The organism is Nitrososphaera sp. (genome assembly GCA_039938515.1).
Lineage (GTDB): Archaea > Thermoproteota > Nitrososphaeria > Nitrososphaerales > Nitrososphaeraceae > Nitrososphaera.
In genome coordinates this window covers 137,238-153,452 of record JBDUUL010000010.1, presented here as the reverse complement: position 1 = coordinate 153,452, position 16,215 = coordinate 137,238, and the positions used below count along the sequence as shown (strand labels likewise).

Below are 16,215 nucleotides of genomic sequence, written 5' to 3'. Positions count from 1 at the left end.
GCGTTTCTTGCCTACTCTAGTCAGGCTTGGCATCGCGGCGTACGTTCTATGCAATGATAGCTGCTGGCGCCGCGTTTATCGTAATTGGTATCGCATCGGCTGTCAACGCAAACATTCCGGTGAGCGTTTCAGTCGATGGCCAGGTTTCCCCGGGAAAAATAGATTTGCTCAAGCCGGACATGAACGTGAAAAGTACTGCTAACGTGTCCTGGCAGGGGCAAGCATTCACGGTCAAGGTAACCGACCCCGACAACGTGGTAATCGAGTCGCGAAATGCAACCTCAAGCTATCACTACAACCTCGTGGCTCAAAAGCAGGGGGTATACCTCATAGAAACTCGCAATACGGGCAACGAAACGGTCAATATCTCCGGAACTGCCGAAACAAAGTCTAGTCCCCTTGGATTCGCCGCGCCACTACTGCTGGCCGTCACTGGGATCATAATGGTAGGGTTGAGCCTGAGGTTCAGGCAGTCCAGTTAAACTCTGCTTGCCTGTACGAGCCCACTACCTTCACAAATCTTGTCTTGCTCGAAATGGCCCGGAGTGATTCTGCAACAAGCTTGTCGTCGGGCTTTCCCTCGATATCCATGTAAAAGTTGTACTCCCACGGCGTTTCCTTCGTAGGACGCGACTCTATCTTGGTCAGGTTAATCCCCCTTGTGGAGAACTCGCCGAGAATCTCGTAGAGGGCTCCGGGAACGTGCGACACCGAGAAAACTATGGAAGTCTTGAACTTGCCCGAAGATTCCCCCGAGTGCTTGGGAACTGCGGATGCAGATCCCTTCTGTGCGTTTTCGCTCGTGCACATTACAAGAAAGCGCGTAAAGTTGTTTTGTCTGTCTTCAATGCCTTCCTCAAGAATCTGCATCCCGTACAATTCCGCTGCATTACGGCTCGCAATCGCGGCTGCATCCACGAGGTTCCTCTCTTTTACAAATTTCACAGCTCCTGCGGTGTCGTATGCAGCAACCGGCTCGATTTTCATTCTTTGAAGATATCCTCTGCATTGCGCGAGAGCTTGTGGATGAGAGTGGGCAAACTTGACATCAGAGAACGACACGCCGCTGTTTGCAATCAGGCAATGATGAATTCGCTGGTACACTTCACCCGTGGCCACGAGTTTGCGCGAATCTAGGATAAGATCGTATACTTCGTTCACGCTCCCCTCGATCGAATTTTCGACCGGGACAACGGCAAAAGCGACCTTCCCATCCTCCACGGATGCAAAAACGTCATGAAAGGACTTGAGTGGAACAAGCTCGGGGTTTGCAAAGTAGCTGAGCGCAGCCATTTCCCCGTATGCACCCCGTTCACCCTGAAAAGCAACGCGGGTTTTCATTGGAGCAGTCTTCACCGGCGCGTCCAAGGGCGCAATATCAGGTGCTAGGTGCCCGCCTTGTGGATGAGCCTGAAAGTTTCCTTTCCGTAGTCATGCGTGAGCTTGCGCTCCTCGTATGCACCACATTCTATGCACTTGATAGAGTCGTTAATCCTGACAGTGTCACCGCCGCATAGGAAGCAGAGCGCATAAAGGACTCCAAACTCTCTTTCAGAAATTGTCAGGTGTATCGTAGAATTCAGGAGGCTCACAACGCGGCCTCTCACAATATCGCCAGTCCTAAAGATAATCCTGCCGCGTCTGTCTCGTCCGCCGCCCACTCGGGTGGAGGCTATCGCGGAAAATCCGGCCTCGGACTTTTTGTCGTTGACGTAGAGCACTTTGACAGAAATCATGCTGCTAAACAGCATTTCTATGTAACCGACGATTACATCGCCCACCTTTGGAAGCATTGGTGAATTTTTTTGCTCTACCTTGACGATCCTCCTTTTCAGATCGTAGACCTTTGTTCCAATAGCTGCAGACCTGACAATGCCATCGCGGGCCAAATAGGTGCCCTTGCCGCCCTCAAATTCCTCAATCGAAGCGACTTGCTCGCCAGGAAGTATTGGCTTTTGCTCTTCCATGCTGACCAATAGAGAACAGCTCTGTAAGCAAGTTATAACTGTTCTCTGAAATTCGTGCAGCAGCAAAATCGGGTGTTGCAGCTTTAACAGCATAGATTTGATATATCCAGGCAACCAGAGCGTTACTGGAAGAGGGCACAGAAGCTATAGGGAAGATGATTAAGCTATCAGACTTTTCCAGTCATGATTTGTCTTTTTGAAAATGCTAACGTGTAGAATTTGTGTATAAGCGAAGGATAATAAAGGTATAAAGACAAGTTATGCCAAGGTGTTAACGTGAGCCAGAATACCCTGTCCTTAAAGGTACTTGAAGCATATACCAGAGATGTTGGCCGCGGCGTTGCTCGTATAGATTATGATTCCATGGATTCACTTGGCGCATCAACCGGCGACGTTATTGAAATCAGAGGAAAACGCAGGACAGTCGCAAAATGTTTACCGCTTTATCCGTCAGACGAAGGAAAGGGGATTATCAGGGTTGACGGCCTTGTCAGAAACAATGCAGGAATTGCCATCGGCGATACCGTCATTGTCAAGAAGATAAAAGCCGTTCCTGCCGAGAAAGTAATAGTTGCCCCGCTTGAAGCAATTCCACCTATTGACGAGCGTTACCTTGCCGATGCGCTTGAAAGCGTGCCGCTAATCAAAGGTGACAACGTAATGGTGCCTTACTTTGGTGGCAGGCTGACTTTTCAGGTAATAGGAGTCACACCGGCAGCCGATGCAGTACTTGTCACTCAAAAGACCATATTCCATATCGCAGAAAAAGGCGAGACCCTAAGAGGAGTACCGCAGGTCACGTACGAAGACATTGGCGGACTGAAGGAAGAAATCCAAAAAGTCCGAGAAATGATAGAGCTTCCTTTAAGGCATCCTGAAATTTTCGAAAAGCTGGGCATCGAAGCTCCGAAGGGTGTTCTTCTCTACGGTCCACCAGGAACCGGCAAGACACTGTTGGCCAAGGCGGTTGCAAACGAGAGCAACGCACACTTTATCAGCATATCAGGGCCGGAAATCATGAGCAAGTTTTACGGAGAATCCGAGGCAAGGCTCAGGGAAATCTTCAAGGAAGCGAAGGAAAAGGCTCCATCAATTATATTCATTGACGAAATTGACTCCATTGCACCAAAGAGGGAAGAAGTTACCGGCGAGGTAGAGCGAAGGGTCGTCTCCCAGTTGCTATCGCTCATGGATGGCCTTGAGGCAAGGGGCAAGGTAATCGTAATTGCCGCCACCAACAGGCCTAATGCCATAGACCCGGCGCTCAGAAGGCCCGGCAGGTTTGACAGGGAAATAGAGATCAAGGTGCCAGACAAGCGCGGTAGGCTTGAAATCTTGCAGATTCACACGCGCAACATGCCTCTTGACACAGACGTTGATCAGGACAAGGTTGCGGCTGTGACTCACGGCTTTGTCGGCGCAGATTTGGAGTACCTTTGCAAGGAGGCAGCAATGAAATGCCTCCGCAGACTGCTCCCAGAGCTCAACTTGGAAGACGAAAAGCTTTCGCCAGAGGTGTTAAACAAACTGATCGTAACAATGTCAGACTTTGAGAATGCTGTCAAGGAAGTAATGCCATCGGCGATGCGTGAGGTTTACCTCGAGTCTCCAGACATTCCATGGTCAGCTATCGGCGGACTGGAAGAAGTAAAGCGCGAATTGCAGGAGGCAGTCGAGTGGCCACTCAGGTACCCCGACCTTTACACAAAGCTGGGTCACACCATGCCAAAGGGCTTGCTCATGCACGGTCCGTCAGGCACTGGCAAGACCCTGCTTGCAAAGGCAGTCGCCACGGAGTCTGAAGCGAACTTTATCAGTGTGAGGGGACCGGAGCTTTTGAGCAAGTGGGTAGGCGAATCCGAGCGCGGTATTAGGGAAATATTCAGGCGTGCAAGGCAGGCTGCTCCCTGCGTCGTGTTCTTTGACGAGATTGACTCTATCGCTCCGACAAGAGGCATGGGAGGCGACAGCATGGTTACAGAGCGCGTCGTGTCTCAGCTTCTCACAGAGCTGGACGGCATCCAAGCACTGTCTGGCGTCGTGGTAATCGCAGCGACTAACAGGGCTGATATGATAGACCCGGCGCTTCTCAGGCCAGGAAGATTTGACAAGATAGTGTTTGTTCCAATGCCAGACAAGGCTGCAAGGCAAAAGATCCTCGAAATCCACGCAAAGGGCAAGCCTGTCGGTCCGGACGTGGACTTGGCCAAGATTGCAGAAATGACAGAGGGCTTTAGCGGTGCAGACACCAGTTCTGTCGCAAACACTGCTGTCTCACTGGTCCTTCATGAGTACCTTGCGAAATATCCAACTCCAGAAGAGGCTGCAAAACACGCGTCCGAAGCCCGCGTCTCACTGCGCCACTTTGAAGAGGCCGTCAGGAAGATAAAGACGCAGCGTGAAGGCAAGCCTGCAGAAAAGGCTGTTCCGTACTACAGATAGAAGCCAGAGCTTCGTCTGCACTCCTTTCTTTTTGATTATTCTTTTTTTGCAACAACATTCGTCGTCTGAATTTTTCAAGCTAAAGAAATTGTCATCATCCATTCCAGTACTGACTTGTATGTAACAAAAAATTTCCTACAGCTTCCAGTTTTTCCGGCGTGCGAAAAATTTTCGCGCGCGTAAAAGAATTCCGGGAGGGCAATGTTTTTAAGTTATATGTTTTATGATAAAACCAACAAAAAGAAATTGGTGGAAAATTCACAAGTCCAGTGCGTCCAAAAAACAAATGTTTCCCTGAACCGTTTTGCAACAGCTCTTGAAATCAGCAGCCTAGTTGAAAAGCACGGCTCGCCGTTATATCTTATTGACGAAGAAACTCTCCACGCCAAGGCGCGCGAGCTTCACCGAGCATACGCTTCTGGCTTCAAGGGACCGGTGAAGGTCGCATATTCTATCAAGGCCAACTTTACTCCGGCAGTGCTGCGCGCATTTATGAAAGACGGCCTGACGTTTGACCTGACATCGCTTGGAGAGCTTTACTTTGTCAAGCAATGCAAGGCTGACCCTGAAAATGTAATTTACACGAGCGTCACAGAGGAACCTGAGGAATATCTCGAGGTTCTAAACTCCGGGGTGCGCAGAGTAGTCGTAAGCTCATTTAATGGCATGACGAACCTGGCAAAGGCCGCTGCAAGGACGGGGACAAGACCTCTCACTATGATTCGCGTCAACCCGGAGGTTGGAGTCAAGGCTGAGGTTCGCGCGTCGTACCGCAATGGCAAGTTTGGTGTGCCGTTCAACGGAGGCACCCTTGACAGCGCCACAAAAATGGTAAAGCACCTGATGGGCAATGACCTTCTGAAGTTCGAGGGATTCCACTTCCACCTAGGTTCGCAGATAACGGACTTTTCATGCTACATACACGCCCTTGACAAGATGGACGCGTTTATCACCAAAATGAAGAAGGAGCACCCTTCATTTCAGGTAAACACGTTTGATATCGGCGGTGGCACTCCGGTGTTCTACAATGACCCTGTGCCCAGCCCGGCCCAAATGGCCCAGAACCATGTCGGGAAGCTTAACCAGCTGGCGGAGACCCACGGTCAGTTCACCCTCATGATAGAAAGCGGCAGGTTCTTGGTTGCCGAGTCGTCGATACTTGTCTCTCGCATCGTAAACACCAAAGAGTACAACGATCACAAGATCGTGATCGTCGACGCCGGTTACCACATCCTTCTTGATGCTGCTCTTCTGAAGCAAGAGTATCCTCAGGAAGTTGTGCCGGTGATTGACGCTGAAGGCAAGACGACCGCTGTTGGCCATGTTCCAAGAAACACGCATCTGGCAGGCAGGCTGTGCGACACATACGACGTGTTCCCCCTCTCAAAGGCATCAGACCTCACGGACTCGCAGGTCGGCCGCCACGTGGCTTTCTACAATGTCGGAGCGTACTCAGTCGTCTTTAACATGCCATTTCACTGCCAGACAAAGCCTGCTATCGTCATGAAAGAGAGCAATGGCAGGTTCGGTATGGTGCGAAAGGCAACCTCTTATGAGCAGCTCTTCAGCGAAGAAGGCGGCCACCTCTAGCCCGCCATCTGGCAAGCTCTGGCTGCTGTCGTGCATGAAAGGCATGCACGACGCAAAGGATTTATTGTATTTTCTGTAACCTGTCAAGCGCAAAGATGGCCTCAACCGACGGCAAAGCACGCCCAAATGCCAAGATGCGCGCGCACGTCTATGTCATGGGAACTGTGCAAGGGGTGTACTTTAGGCAAAACACAAAGGAGGTCGCGACGAGGCACGGCGTGAGAGGCTGGGTTCGCAATCTCGACGACGGGAGGGTTGAAGCCGTATTTGAGGGCGACGAAGCCAGCGTCAACGAGGTCATAGAGTGGTGTCGCGTCGGCCCGCAAAAAGCAAAGGTCGAAGACGTAAGTGTCGCATTTGAAAAATACGTCGGCGAGTTTTCCCAGTTTGATGTGAGCTATTGACCTATAGCCGGATGGCTACGCCACTTCGCTTCAGATAGCGCTTGACCTTGGCCACCGTAGACTTGTCATAGTGAAAGATTGATGCCGCAAGGGCCGCGTCCACGTCAGCCTCTCTAAAGACATCGAGCATGTGCTTTGCCCTGCCGCAGCCACCTGATGCAATGACGGGAATGCGCACGGACTGGCAGATGGCCTTTGTAAGCATTATGTCGTAGCCGTTCTCAGTCCCGTCAGCGTCAATGCTTGTCAAGAGTATCTCGCCGGCGCCTAGCCTTTCGCATTCTTTGGCCCAGTTGACCGCGTCTATACCTGTTGCCTTGCCTCCGCCAAATATACGCACCTCAAACCAGAACCGGCGGCCATCGCTTTCGGCAAAATAATGTCTTTTCTTTCTTGCAAGTTCAAAGTCGATGGCGTCGGACTTGCCCGTATCATAATTTCTTTTCACGTCCATCGCAACGACGGTGCATTGCCTGCCGAAAATTTCCATTATGCTGGTTATCAACGACGGATTGCTCACCGCCGAGGTGTTTATCGATACCTTGTCAGCGCCGGAAAGCAAGATTTCCCGGGCGTCCTCAAGCTTCCTGATTCCCCCTCCAACTGTAAAGGGTATGTCAATGACCTTGGCGACATTGCTCACCACTTCCTTCATGGTGCCGCGGCCTTGGTTTGAAGCGGTGATATCCAGAAAGACAAGTTCGTCTGCACCCTGCTGGCTGTAGCGCTGGGCCAGGGCCACGGGGTCTCCGGCGTCGTGGATTCCCTCAAACTTTACCCCCTTTACCACTCTGCCGTTATCCACGTCAAGACAGGGAATCACCCGTTTTGCCAGGGCCATCAGGCTACCGCCTTTGCCCCTTGAATGGTTAGCTTGCCGTCGTAGAGGGCCTTGCCAAGGATTACGGATGCGCAGCCGACGCACCTCACCCTCAAAACATCCTCAATGCTCGATATGCCGCCCGAAGCTATTATCTTTGCTGATCCACTGCATGCTTTGGAGAGCCAGGTAAGGTCAGGCCCGGCGAGTGTGCCGTCGCGGTCAATGCTTGTAATCAGAAATTCGCTGGCTCCAGCGGATGAAAGCATGGAAATCGCCTCTTCAACGCCGGTGCCTGTCGACTCTTGCCAGCCCTTTACCATTACTACTCCCTCTCTGTGGTCAATTGAGACGACAATCTTGCCGGGATATTTCTTGCCCAGCTTTCTAAGCGCTGTTACGTCGGTGAACGCCAGAGTGCCAATGACAACCTTTGACGCCCCGCCCTCAAGCCATTTTTCGGCCGCCTCGATGCTCCTAATCCCGCCGGCCACCTGAACGGGAATGTTTCCGGCCTCTCTCGCTTTTGAGATAATGGACATGATTGCAGACGAGTTGTAATCGCCTGCTTGGGCGGAGCCCAGGGTAGCATCGAGATCCACAACGTGTAGCATGTCTGCCCCCTCGCTTGCCCACCTGGCTGCGGTCTTGACCGGGTCGTCGCTGTAAATCGTCTTGTCTTCAGCCTTACCCTTGACCAGGCGGACAACGTTACCTGCCATCAGGTCTATGGCAACAATGACGATCACTTTCTCGGCTTCTCACACATCCGGATAAAATTGCGCAGCATTATGCCGCCCACCTCGCCCGATTTCTCAGGGTGAAACTGAACTCCGATAAGGTTTTCCTTTTCAATGACCGCTGGAACCTTGGTGCCATAGTCTGAGGTGGCAACCACTACATCCCTTTTGTGGGGAGACGCCATGTATGAGTGAACGAAATATACCCAGGATCCGTCGTCCACGCCATCCAGGAATTCGCTGCGCGCTTTTTTGCTAATGTCAAGGGTGTTCCAGCCCATGTGGGGGATCTTGACCTTTCGCTTGGGAAGAAGGATCACCTCGCCGTCGAGGAACTTGAGTCCCTCTGATTTTCCTTCCTCGCTTCTGTCAAAAAGCATTTCCATCCCAAGACATATCCCCAGAACCGGCATCCCTGCCTTTACTGCAGACTTTAGCTCGGAAGAATTTTTCGACACTGACGACATTGCAGGATCAAAGTTACCGACTCCAGGCAGTACGAGCCCATCGTATTTTTTTTCCAGGTCCTTCATGGTGGTTATTACCTCAACCTGCTTTGCCCCGTGGCGCTCAAGAGCAGACTTTAGGCTGAACAGGTTCCCTGCGCCATAGTCGAAAATGGCTATTTTGGCCAGTTACATCGACCCCTTGGTGCTTGGTATCCCTTTCTGCCTTGGGTCTATCCCGGCGGCCGCTCGAAGGGCAACTGCAAATGCTTTGAGTGCTGCCTCTACCTTGTGGTGATCGTTTTCGCCGTAGAGAACTGTAATGTGCACGCATGCGTTGACGTTTTCTGCAAGCGACCTGACGAAATGTTCAATGTCCTCCCTTGGCACCCCCTCTATGCTATCCCGTTTCAGCAAAAGCTGCACATTATCAAACGGGCGCTTTACAAGATCAATTGAGGCGGCTGCAAGCGACTCGTCCATTGGGACAGAAGCACTACCGAACCTGAAAATTCTCGCCCTGTCCCCGAGCGCCTTGTCTATCGACTGCGCAAGAGCTATTGCGACGTCTTCAGCAAGGTGGTGCAGTATGCCATCATTAGATTTTGCCGCCAGCGTCACGTCAAAGAGGGCATGCTTGCATATCGAGGTGACAAGGTGATCGATAAATGAAATGCCAGTGTCTATCCTGGCCTTTCCAGAACCGTCGATATCAATATCTACCGAGATGCTTGTTTCTTTTGTCACCCTCTCATAGCGCGTTCGCCTTTTAGCAGAGCGCGACTGACGAGTGTGGCTGGAAACAACCAACAAGTTAGACAATCAAACGACTTTATTTAAAAGTGGCGCATGCGTATTTTTTGGCCAGCAACACATCTTCTGACCGTTTCAGAGGACTTTCAGCTTCCGGATAATTGAAGGCAGGCTGTTGACGCTCCGCGCAGTCAAGACACCGCCATTTCTGAATTTGACTGCGGTGGTCTTTGGCTGGGGGCTCAGCCCGTAAATGCCGACAAACGAAATCAGGAACCCCGACTGCATCTCGGCCCTCCGTGCCATCAGCAGGTCCTCCTGGGAATCGCCGGCATAGACTGCTCTTTTGGCCTTCATCCTTTTCATTGCGCGCAATGCGCCGTAGGGGTTTGGCTTCGAGTATTCGCGCGGCTCGTCCTCAAGAAAGGCACAGGCATCGATATCAAAATAATTGATCAGCCTGCCGAGCGAATGTTCAGCAGCAAGCCGGCTCCTTCCGGTTACCATTGCGAGGTTTCCGCCGACGAGGCTCGTCAGCTCCTTTAGGGTTTTTTCCGTTATTACCGTCCTATCATTTTCTATCATCGGTTTTGGTGCGGGCCGCCTTGCACCATTGTCTTTCACATATTCAGGCTCGATCCCGTTCTGCTTTTGAAACAGCTTTGCGCCGTAAAACAACTCGTCGAAGAGGCGCGCAATTGGGCTGTCGGCCACCTTCTTTGGAGGGTATGAAAGCATCTCCTTTATCTTGTCAGTATCCGCATTGCGGGTTCTGAGGAATGATTCTGCTGATTCTATTCCTGTCTCGTCGAGGCATCTTACCATCTCGCTGAGGCGCCTGGTGATCGCGCCGTCCGTGCCGGCGGGGTTGGTCAAAAGCGCTAGCGTGATCGCATAGGCCGTGTCCGTGTCATTGTTAAAACCGCCGGTCTGGCGGAACCTCAGAATCAGCCTGTCCGTGACAATGCCATAGACGCCCTTCCTGCGGACAAGCGGAGCAAGCGCGTCTGCTCTTGTTCGGGACAGGCCGGCCAGTTTGCCGGACGCAATGAGCTCGATTATGCCGTGTACTGTTGCCCTGATTGCCTCGTTGTACGACTTTCTGATATCCACAAGAACGCCATCTACGTCAAATAGCGCGCAGTCAACCGGGGGCATATTGCTTATTAGGCTCGCAGTATGCATCGGAGAACGCTGTCGTTGATGTCAGGAGTAGCTATTGTTATTCTAAGGCAGCCCCGATAGCCTGCAACATCGCCAAGCGACTTGACCACGATGTTTTCGGATGTAAGATCGCTTATGATGGCGCCAGCGTTCCTGCCGGCAGCAATGAACAGAAAGTTAGAGTCCGATGCGAACAATTTGACTCTAGAGGCGCCGGAAAGCCTTTCAAGCATTCTTGCCCTTTCGCTCTTGACCAACCTGACGGAATCAAGAACCTTGTCTGCCTTGGCAAGCACTGCAGTCGCCGTCAAAAGCGATATGGTGCTAATTGGGTATGGAGACTGGATAGTCGACCTAAAGATTTCGGCCGCGCGCGAGTTTGTCAGCATGTACCCGACTCTTGCGCCTGCCAGGCCAAAGGCCTTTGACAGCGTTCTGAGGACAAAGAGGTTGCCGCGCTTCACTGCCTCCGAGGAAAGCGAGTAATCGGCAAACTCCACGTATGCCTCGTCCAAAAGCACGATAGTGTTCACTGGGACGGAATCGAGAACGGAGAGAACGTCCTGGCGGTCGATTTGGTTGCCTGTAGGGTTGTTAGGCGAGCAGATGTAAACAAGGTCAGAGTTCTTGGCGCTTGACACGAATTTTTTGGTCTCAAGGGCAAAATCGTCCTTCTTCAGCGGTACGCTCTCTATCTTGATGTCATGCAGCCTGCACCTGCTGACGAAGTAAGAAAACGTGGGCGAAAAGACGGTCGCCTTGCTGCCGCGGCCGCCAAGCGACGACAGCACGAGTTCGATTATCTGGTCTGACCCGCTGCCAGCACAGATGTACTTTCTGTCAAGCCCGGTATAGCGCTCAAGGCCGGCGTAAAGGCTGTCAAGCTCTTCAAGAGGGTATTCCCTCAGATCTGCCGCCCGGGCTGCCTCGGCAAGCGCGCCGGCTACGATGCTTCTTTCAAGAGCCATGTTTTCATTGGAATCAAGTTTAATCGCGTTTGCCACCTTTGCCGGCCGCACGTACGCCTCGATTCCCTTGACTCGTGCAAAGCTGTCTGGCAGGACAGGGCCGGATTGTTTAGTTGGCATGCCTAACCCTCCGTCGCTGCACTTCGACGCGGGTTTTTCCGCCTGGCCTTTCCCCTCTGGACCAGCCGCTCTCTTACTGCCGAGTAGTGGTTGGGAAGACCCTCCGCGCTGGTCAGCTCTGCAATCGCCCCCTCAACGGAGAGCAGGCCTGCCCTTGTAGCGGTTGCGACATTAATTATTTTCAAAAAGTCAAGGACCGACAGGGATCCGCGCGACCGGGCAAAGCCCAGCGTAGGCAGCACATGGTTTGAGCCCAGGCAATAGTCGCTTGCAGAAGACGCCGAGTCCGGCCCGACAAGAATGAGTCCTGCCGAATCGACCTTCGACGCTAGCGGACCGGGTTTTGACGAAAGGATCTCCAAGTGTTCGGGGGCAAACTCGTTGATAAATTCAGCAGCGGCCTTCACGTCCTTGCACACGGCCGCAAAACCGTTTTCTGAAATGCTCTTGCTAACAATGTCTGGCCGCTCTATGCCGCTTGACGTGATTGAGGTCAGCTGATCGATAACATTTCTCGCAACACCTTCTGATGTAGTGACGATTCCGCATACGGTGTCCGGGCTGTGCTCGGCCTGCGAGATTAGGTCAAGCGACGCAATACGGGGGTCAGTGGTCTTGTCGCAGTATACCAGGAGTTCCGTTGGTCCGGCCACCAGGTCCGTCGACACGCGGCTAGACGCTAAAAGTTTGGCGGCAGTGACAAACAGTCCTCCGGGGCCGACTATTTTACTGACAGGTCTTATCGACTCTGTCCCGGCTGCGACGGCGGCTATGCCTTGTGCTCCGCCGACCTTGTAAAACTCGTCGACGCCGCAAATGTCGGCTGCAACCATAGTGAGGGGATCTATCGAGCCGCTTTTCATAGGCGGAGAAATGGCTACCACTCTTTTTACGCCGGCAATCTTGGCCGGTACCGCGCACATGACAAGGGTGCTTGGATATCTCGCCCTGCCGCCGGGGACATAGCATGCGACGCTCTGTACCGGTCTTACTGTGCGGCTTATCCTTATCCCATCATGGCTGACGCTGATGCCTTGAAGCCTCTTGTAAAGGGCCAGCTCGACCCGCGAGAGGCGATCTTTCATGAGCCTTATCGCCTTTACCTGCGAAGGCTTTACCTGATCGTAGCTTTGTCGAATTTCCTCCGGCGAGACGGACAGCCTTTCAAGGACAGGTCCGTCGAACTTGGCGGTGAATTCGCGGACGGCAGAGTCACCTCGCGCGACCACATCGTCATAGATTTCTCGCGCCCTCTGCATAACAGAGTCGACTGCCAAAAATGAGGCCCTGCGGAGCTGCATGGCATCCTGGGCGGGGTTTTCTACTCGTAAAAGCTTCACGAAAATCCGTCCAAGTTTATCTCTTCAAGCGGCAGGATCTGCCTCGGCTCAAGGACGACAAGTCCCTGCGCCAGCTTTCTAAGCTTTGGCACTATTCTGATAAACTCGGTCTTGTCGATTACGGTATTTACGCCGAACCATCCCTCCTCGCTAAGCGGGCTTACAGTCGGGCGCTTTAGTGCAGGAAGGGCTTCCAGCAGCTTTGAGAGGTTCTCCTTCTTTACATTGACAAACACGTGGAGCTTTTTTCTGCCCTCGACAACGCCTCTGAGCAGGGCAATCATGTCGGCTATTTTTTCGCGTTTTGTCGGGTCCTTGAGGGATTTTTTGTTTGCGACAAGAACGGCCGTCGACTCTGCGACGGTTTCTATTATCTTCAGGTTGTTCTGGAAAAGGGTCGTCCCGGTCTCGGTGATGTCAAATATCGCGTCAACGTCTTCTGGCGGCTTGGCTTCTGTTGCGCCAAATGACAGGAAAACCTCGACCTTGCTGTTGCTGCCGACGCGCAGCCATGGGGTGATTATCATCGGGTCGGCATTTCCAAAGTGCTTCTTGTAGGCAGGGTTTGACTTGAAATATGACGACGTCGTAGTCAGGTACTCTGAGGAAACGCGGAGTGTTCTCTTGTCCTTGGCAAAGTCTGAAATCATCTCGCTCAGGTTGCTGTAGGGAAAGCTGTTTGGCACGGCGATGACCTGTTTGACGCGGCCTATCTCAAGGTCGAGCAATATCTGGACGTCAGCTTTTGCCTCCAAAATCCAGTCCCTGCCCGTAATACCAACGTCATAAAAGCCCTCTTGCACATAAGTCGGGATCTCCTGAGGGCGAAGAATCTTGACCTCGATTTCCGGGTCGCCGAGTTTTACTCGATAAGTACGGCCCCTTCCGCTCACGCTCTGCCACGCCTGTTCTAGCAGCTTGAACGTTACCTCTTCAATGCTTCCTTTAGGAACGGCGAATTTCAGCGTCGGCATTTGCCAGTATTGCTCTGCAATGCTTTTACTGGATATATACCTACTACTGCGATGTCTGGCCAGACCTACGCCGAGCGAAGCGATTCCAATGCCTTCTTTGCAGCATCAAGTGTAATGTTGCCCGCGTCAGAAATCCTGTCCGCTACGGCCTCAACCTCCTTGCCCTTTGCGCCAGCGGCCATCGCAATGTTTCTCGCATGTAGTCTCATGTGGCCCTTCTGGATGCCCTCGGAAGCAAGGGCGCGGATGGCAGCCAGGTTTTGCGCAAGCCCTGCGCAGGCCATGCAAACCGCTAGGTCCTTTGAGGACTTTGCACCTGTTACTTTAATCGCAGCCCTTGCAGTAGCGCTGACCGCGGTAACGCCGCCCGTTATGCCGACCGCAAGAGGAAGCTCGAGTTCGCCCTGCAAATCTCCGTCGCCTGTCTTTGACCAGTGGGTGAGCGAGCGGTAGCTTCCGTCCTTGCACGCAAATGCGTGTGCTGCAGCCTCGATGGCTCTAAAGTCCTGGCCCGTCGCCAGCGCAACGGCATCTATCCCGTTCATTATGCCCTTGTTATGCGTCACTGCCCTGTAGATGTCAGAATATGCCAGGGCGTATGCGTAGAGTATCCTCTCCACCACGTCCGGGCCTCCCAGCTCGTCCTTGTCGAAAATGGCGCTGCACTTTACCATACGCTTTGTAGAATAGTTTGAAAGAATTCTGAGAACAACATGCCCGCCCGATATTTCAGCGATGGCTTCAGCGGCCGACTCGCACATGGTGTTGACGGCGTTGGCGCCCATGGCGTCCCGGGCGTCTGCCGTGATTTCCACCACCAGCATGTTTCCCATATCATTTGGGCTCTCGTCTTGAACCTGCCTTATCAGCAGATCATGAGCCTTAATGGAGCGGGTCTTGGAGTTTGAGGCATCGAGTATCTGCTGCCTGTTGCTTTCAAGGTCTTGCCTTGCCCGTTCGATGTCACCAAGCGAGACCACCTGTATCTGCCCTATCATGTGCGACTCGGTCGCGCTGGCGGTAAACCCGCCCTTGGCCCGGGCGATTTTAGCTGCCTTGCTAGCAGCCGCGATTACGGACGGTTCCTCTATCGCCATAGGGATAAGGCGCTCCTGGCCGTTGATGAGAAAATTCATCGCGATTCCCACGGGTATTGAAATTGCCCCTACGGCGTTTTCTATCATTCTGTCTGCAATTTCAAATGGCAAGAGATGCCCAAATGCCGCCTTTTCTTCGTCAGTCAGGCCCGCCTGCTCCTGCAGAAACTTGAGCCTCTCGCCCAGGTTCATTTCATAAAATTTCTTTTTTTCACTCAATTGCCTTTCGCCTGCGGGGCTGGAATGACTACGGCCGGGTCAACCTTATAATCTTGTCATCACCGGGGCTGGGAATTGCCCTGCCGTCGCGGTCGCTTGTCAGCACATAGAGAGAACCGTCCGGCGCTTCGGCGACGTCGCGCAGCCTGCCAAAGCCGGTAAGGATGTTGCTCTGGACGCCGCTTGCCAGGTCGATCTGCCGCAGGTGCTCTCCTCTGAGTGTCGCAAGTATGATGCTGCCTTTGTAGCCAAGGGCGTTTGACGAGGGTATGACCATGCCCGCAGGGGCGATGGCAGGGTTGAAGCAGAGTATCGGTTTTTCAAAACGCGTTGCGTCGCACTGCTCAATTGGCCAGCCATAGTTCTTGCCGGGTTTGATTACGTTTATCTCGTCGTTGTCAACATCTCCGTGCTCGCTTGCATACATGGCCTTGGTGACTGGATCCCATGCCATTCCTTCGATGTTCCTGTGGCCGTACGAATATACCGGCGAACCCTCAAACGGGTTGTCTGGAGGTATGCTCCCGTCAGAGTTAATCCTGAGAATCTTGCCTGCAAGCGACTTGGCGTTTTGTGCAAGCTCTGGTTGCCGTGCGTCGCCGGTGGAAATGTAAAGCTTGCCGTCAGGACCGAACTTTAAGATCCCGCCGTCATTTCTGTCCGCGGCAGGAATCTTGTCTATGAGGACCTTTGACGAGATAATCTTGTTGTCCTGCTCTTTTAGGGCAAGAACCTTGTTGAAAACGGCGGTGCCGTTAGAATAGGTGTGGTAAACGTACATCATGTGGTTTGAGGTGAAATTAGGATCCAGTGCAAGTCCGAGCAGACCGGCCTCGCCGTTTGCCTCGGCGTTTATGTAAGCGACAGGCTCTTTGACAAGAGTGCCATTTGGCTCTATCATCCTGATTCTGCCAGGGCGCTCGGTAAAGTAGGCTGTCCCATCCGCTGCAAAGTCGATTGCCCATGGGACTTCAAGGTTTTGCGCGACAATCTGCACGCCAGACCCGGTCCCGTTGGTGCTTCGGCTGCTGGGGGCCGGGAGTGGAACGGATGTTTCTGTAGGCTGCCAGACGACTGTCGCAACCGCCGCGGCAATTACAACCGCTGTAACTAGAAGAACCATCCTCCGTTCCTTTTTCATAAAGGAATCCTTTGGCCAAATCCATCACGT

16 protein-coding genes are annotated in these 16,215 nt (G+C 52.8%); 4 read left to right on the top strand and 12 right to left on the bottom strand.

Translation table 11 applies throughout. The features are described 5' to 3' along the window. The first annotated feature begins 26 nt into the window (after nt 1-26). Nucleotides 27-482 (top strand): hypothetical protein, encoded by a 456-nt coding sequence (locus tag ABI361_05905; GenBank protein ID MEO9320188.1) that lies wholly within the window; start codon nt 27-29, stop codon nt 480-482. Here ABI361_05905 and pheA read toward each other — a convergent pair. Both pheA and ABI361_05895 read right to left on the bottom strand, forming a co-directional pair. Beyond that, nucleotides 466-1,341, bottom strand: coding sequence for a prephenate dehydratase (gene pheA / locus ABI361_05900; GenBank protein ID MEO9320187.1), 876 nt, complete (start codon nt 1,339-1,341; stop codon nt 466-468). The two genes, ABI361_05905 and pheA, sit on opposite strands and share 17 nt — an antisense overlap. Nucleotides 1,342-1,385: 44 nt before the next feature. Continuing rightward, entirely contained in the window at nt 1,386-1,967 is a 582-nt protein-coding gene (locus tag ABI361_05895; GenBank protein ID MEO9320186.1) for an exosome complex RNA-binding protein Csl4, read from the bottom strand. Between the two features lie 276 nt (nt 1,968-2,243). Between ABI361_05895 and ABI361_05890 the strand changes: the two genes are divergently transcribed. From ABI361_05890 to ABI361_05880, 3 genes are all read left to right on the top strand, one after another. Then, a complete protein-coding gene (locus ABI361_05890; protein ID MEO9320185.1) occupies nt 2,244-4,409 on the top strand; it encodes a CDC48 family AAA ATPase in 2,166 nt (721 codons plus the stop codon). Nucleotides 4,410-4,658: 249 nt separating this feature from the next. Beyond that, nucleotides 4,659-5,999 carry a hypothetical protein gene (locus ABI361_05885; protein MEO9320184.1) on the top strand — a complete coding sequence of 447 codons (1,341 nt, stop codon included), beginning with the start codon at nt 4,659-4,661 and terminating at the stop codon, nt 5,997-5,999. A gap of 95 nt (nt 6,000-6,094) precedes the next feature. After that, nucleotides 6,095-6,403: an acylphosphatase gene (locus tag ABI361_05880; GenBank protein ID MEO9320183.1), complete on the top strand. Its 309-nt coding sequence runs from the start codon at nt 6,095-6,097 to the stop codon at nt 6,401-6,403. Nucleotide 6,404: 1 nt separating this feature from the next. On the opposite strand, the gene hisF is transcribed toward ABI361_05880, so the two are convergent. The 10 genes from hisF to ABI361_05830 all read right to left on the bottom strand — a co-directional run bounded on the left by hisF (nt 6,405) and on the right by ABI361_05830 (nt 16,185). Continuing rightward, on the bottom strand, nt 6,405-7,244 hold the full coding sequence (gene hisF, locus ABI361_05875) for an imidazole glycerol phosphate synthase subunit HisF (GenBank protein MEO9320182.1): 840 nt from the start codon (nt 7,242-7,244) through the stop codon (nt 6,405-6,407). Further along, on the bottom strand, nt 7,244-7,972 hold the full coding sequence (locus ABI361_05870; GenBank protein MEO9320181.1) for a 1-(5-phosphoribosyl)-5-[(5-phosphoribosylamino)methylideneamino] imidazole-4-carboxamide isomerase: 729 nt from the start codon (nt 7,970-7,972) through the stop codon (nt 7,244-7,246). The genes hisF and ABI361_05870 overlap by 1 nt, the downstream gene beginning before the upstream one ends. Next, complete coding sequence (gene hisH, locus ABI361_05865) at nt 7,969-8,598, bottom strand: imidazole glycerol phosphate synthase subunit HisH (GenBank protein ID MEO9320180.1); 630 nt, start codon at nt 8,596-8,598, stop codon at nt 7,969-7,971. The genes ABI361_05870 and hisH overlap by 4 nt, the downstream gene beginning before the upstream one ends. After that, complete coding sequence (locus ABI361_05860) at nt 8,599-9,219, bottom strand: imidazoleglycerol-phosphate dehydratase (protein ID MEO9320179.1); 621 nt, start codon at nt 9,217-9,219, stop codon at nt 8,599-8,601. A 78-nt stretch (nt 9,220-9,297) separates the two neighbouring features. Then, the gene (locus ABI361_05855) at nt 9,298-10,320 is read right to left on the bottom strand and encodes an HAD-IA family hydrolase (GenBank protein MEO9320178.1); all 1,023 of its coding nucleotides are present in this window, start codon (nt 10,318-10,320) and stop codon (nt 9,298-9,300) included. A gap of 8 nt (nt 10,321-10,328) precedes the next feature. After that, the gene (locus tag ABI361_05850; protein ID MEO9320177.1) at nt 10,329-11,414 is read right to left on the bottom strand and encodes a histidinol-phosphate transaminase; all 1,086 of its coding nucleotides are present in this window, start codon (nt 11,412-11,414) and stop codon (nt 10,329-10,331) included. Between the two features lie 2 nt (nt 11,415-11,416). Continuing rightward, entirely contained in the window at nt 11,417-12,691 is a 1,275-nt protein-coding gene (gene hisD / locus ABI361_05845) for a histidinol dehydrogenase (protein MEO9320176.1), read from the bottom strand. A 59-nt stretch (nt 12,692-12,750) separates the two neighbouring features. Then, nucleotides 12,751-13,728: an ATP phosphoribosyltransferase gene (gene hisG / locus ABI361_05840; GenBank protein ID MEO9320175.1), complete on the bottom strand. Its 978-nt coding sequence runs from the start codon at nt 13,726-13,728 to the stop codon at nt 12,751-12,753. Between the two features lie 65 nt (nt 13,729-13,793). Next, complete coding sequence (locus tag ABI361_05835) at nt 13,794-15,044, bottom strand: hydroxymethylglutaryl-CoA reductase, degradative (GenBank protein ID MEO9320174.1); 1,251 nt, start codon at nt 15,042-15,044, stop codon at nt 13,794-13,796. A 28-nt stretch (nt 15,045-15,072) separates the two neighbouring features. Further along, nucleotides 15,073-16,185: a PQQ-dependent sugar dehydrogenase gene (locus ABI361_05830; protein ID MEO9320173.1), complete on the bottom strand. Its 1,113-nt coding sequence runs from the start codon at nt 16,183-16,185 to the stop codon at nt 15,073-15,075. Between the last annotated feature and the right edge of the window lie 30 nt (nt 16,186-16,215).

Coding starts and splice junctions, on each gene's coding strand:
- pheA (MEO9320187.1), bottom strand. CDS start 1,341: ATGAAAACCCGCGTTGCTTTTCAGGGTGAACGGGGTGCATACGGGGAA.
- ABI361_05895 (MEO9320186.1), bottom strand. CDS start 1,967: ATGGAAGAGCAAAAGCCAATACTTCCTGGCGAGCAAGTCGCTTCGATT.
- ABI361_05880 (MEO9320183.1), top strand. CDS start 6,095: ATGGCCTCAACCGACGGCAAAGCACGCCCAAATGCCAAGATGCGCGCG.
- hisF (MEO9320182.1), bottom strand. CDS start 7,244: ATGGCCCTGGCAAAACGGGTGATTCCCTGTCTTGACGTGGATAACGGC.
- ABI361_05855 (MEO9320178.1), bottom strand. CDS start 10,320: ATGCCCCCGGTTGACTGCGCGCTATTTGACGTAGATGGCGTTCTTGTG.
- ABI361_05850 (MEO9320177.1), bottom strand. CDS start 11,414: ATGCCAACTAAACAATCCGGCCCTGTCCTGCCAGACAGCTTTGCACGA.
- hisG (MEO9320175.1), bottom strand. CDS start 13,728: ATGCCGACGCTGAAATTCGCCGTTCCTAAAGGAAGCATTGAAGAGGTA.
- ABI361_05830 (MEO9320173.1), bottom strand. CDS start 16,185: ATGAAAAAGGAACGGAGGATGGTTCTTCTAGTTACAGCGGTTGTAATT.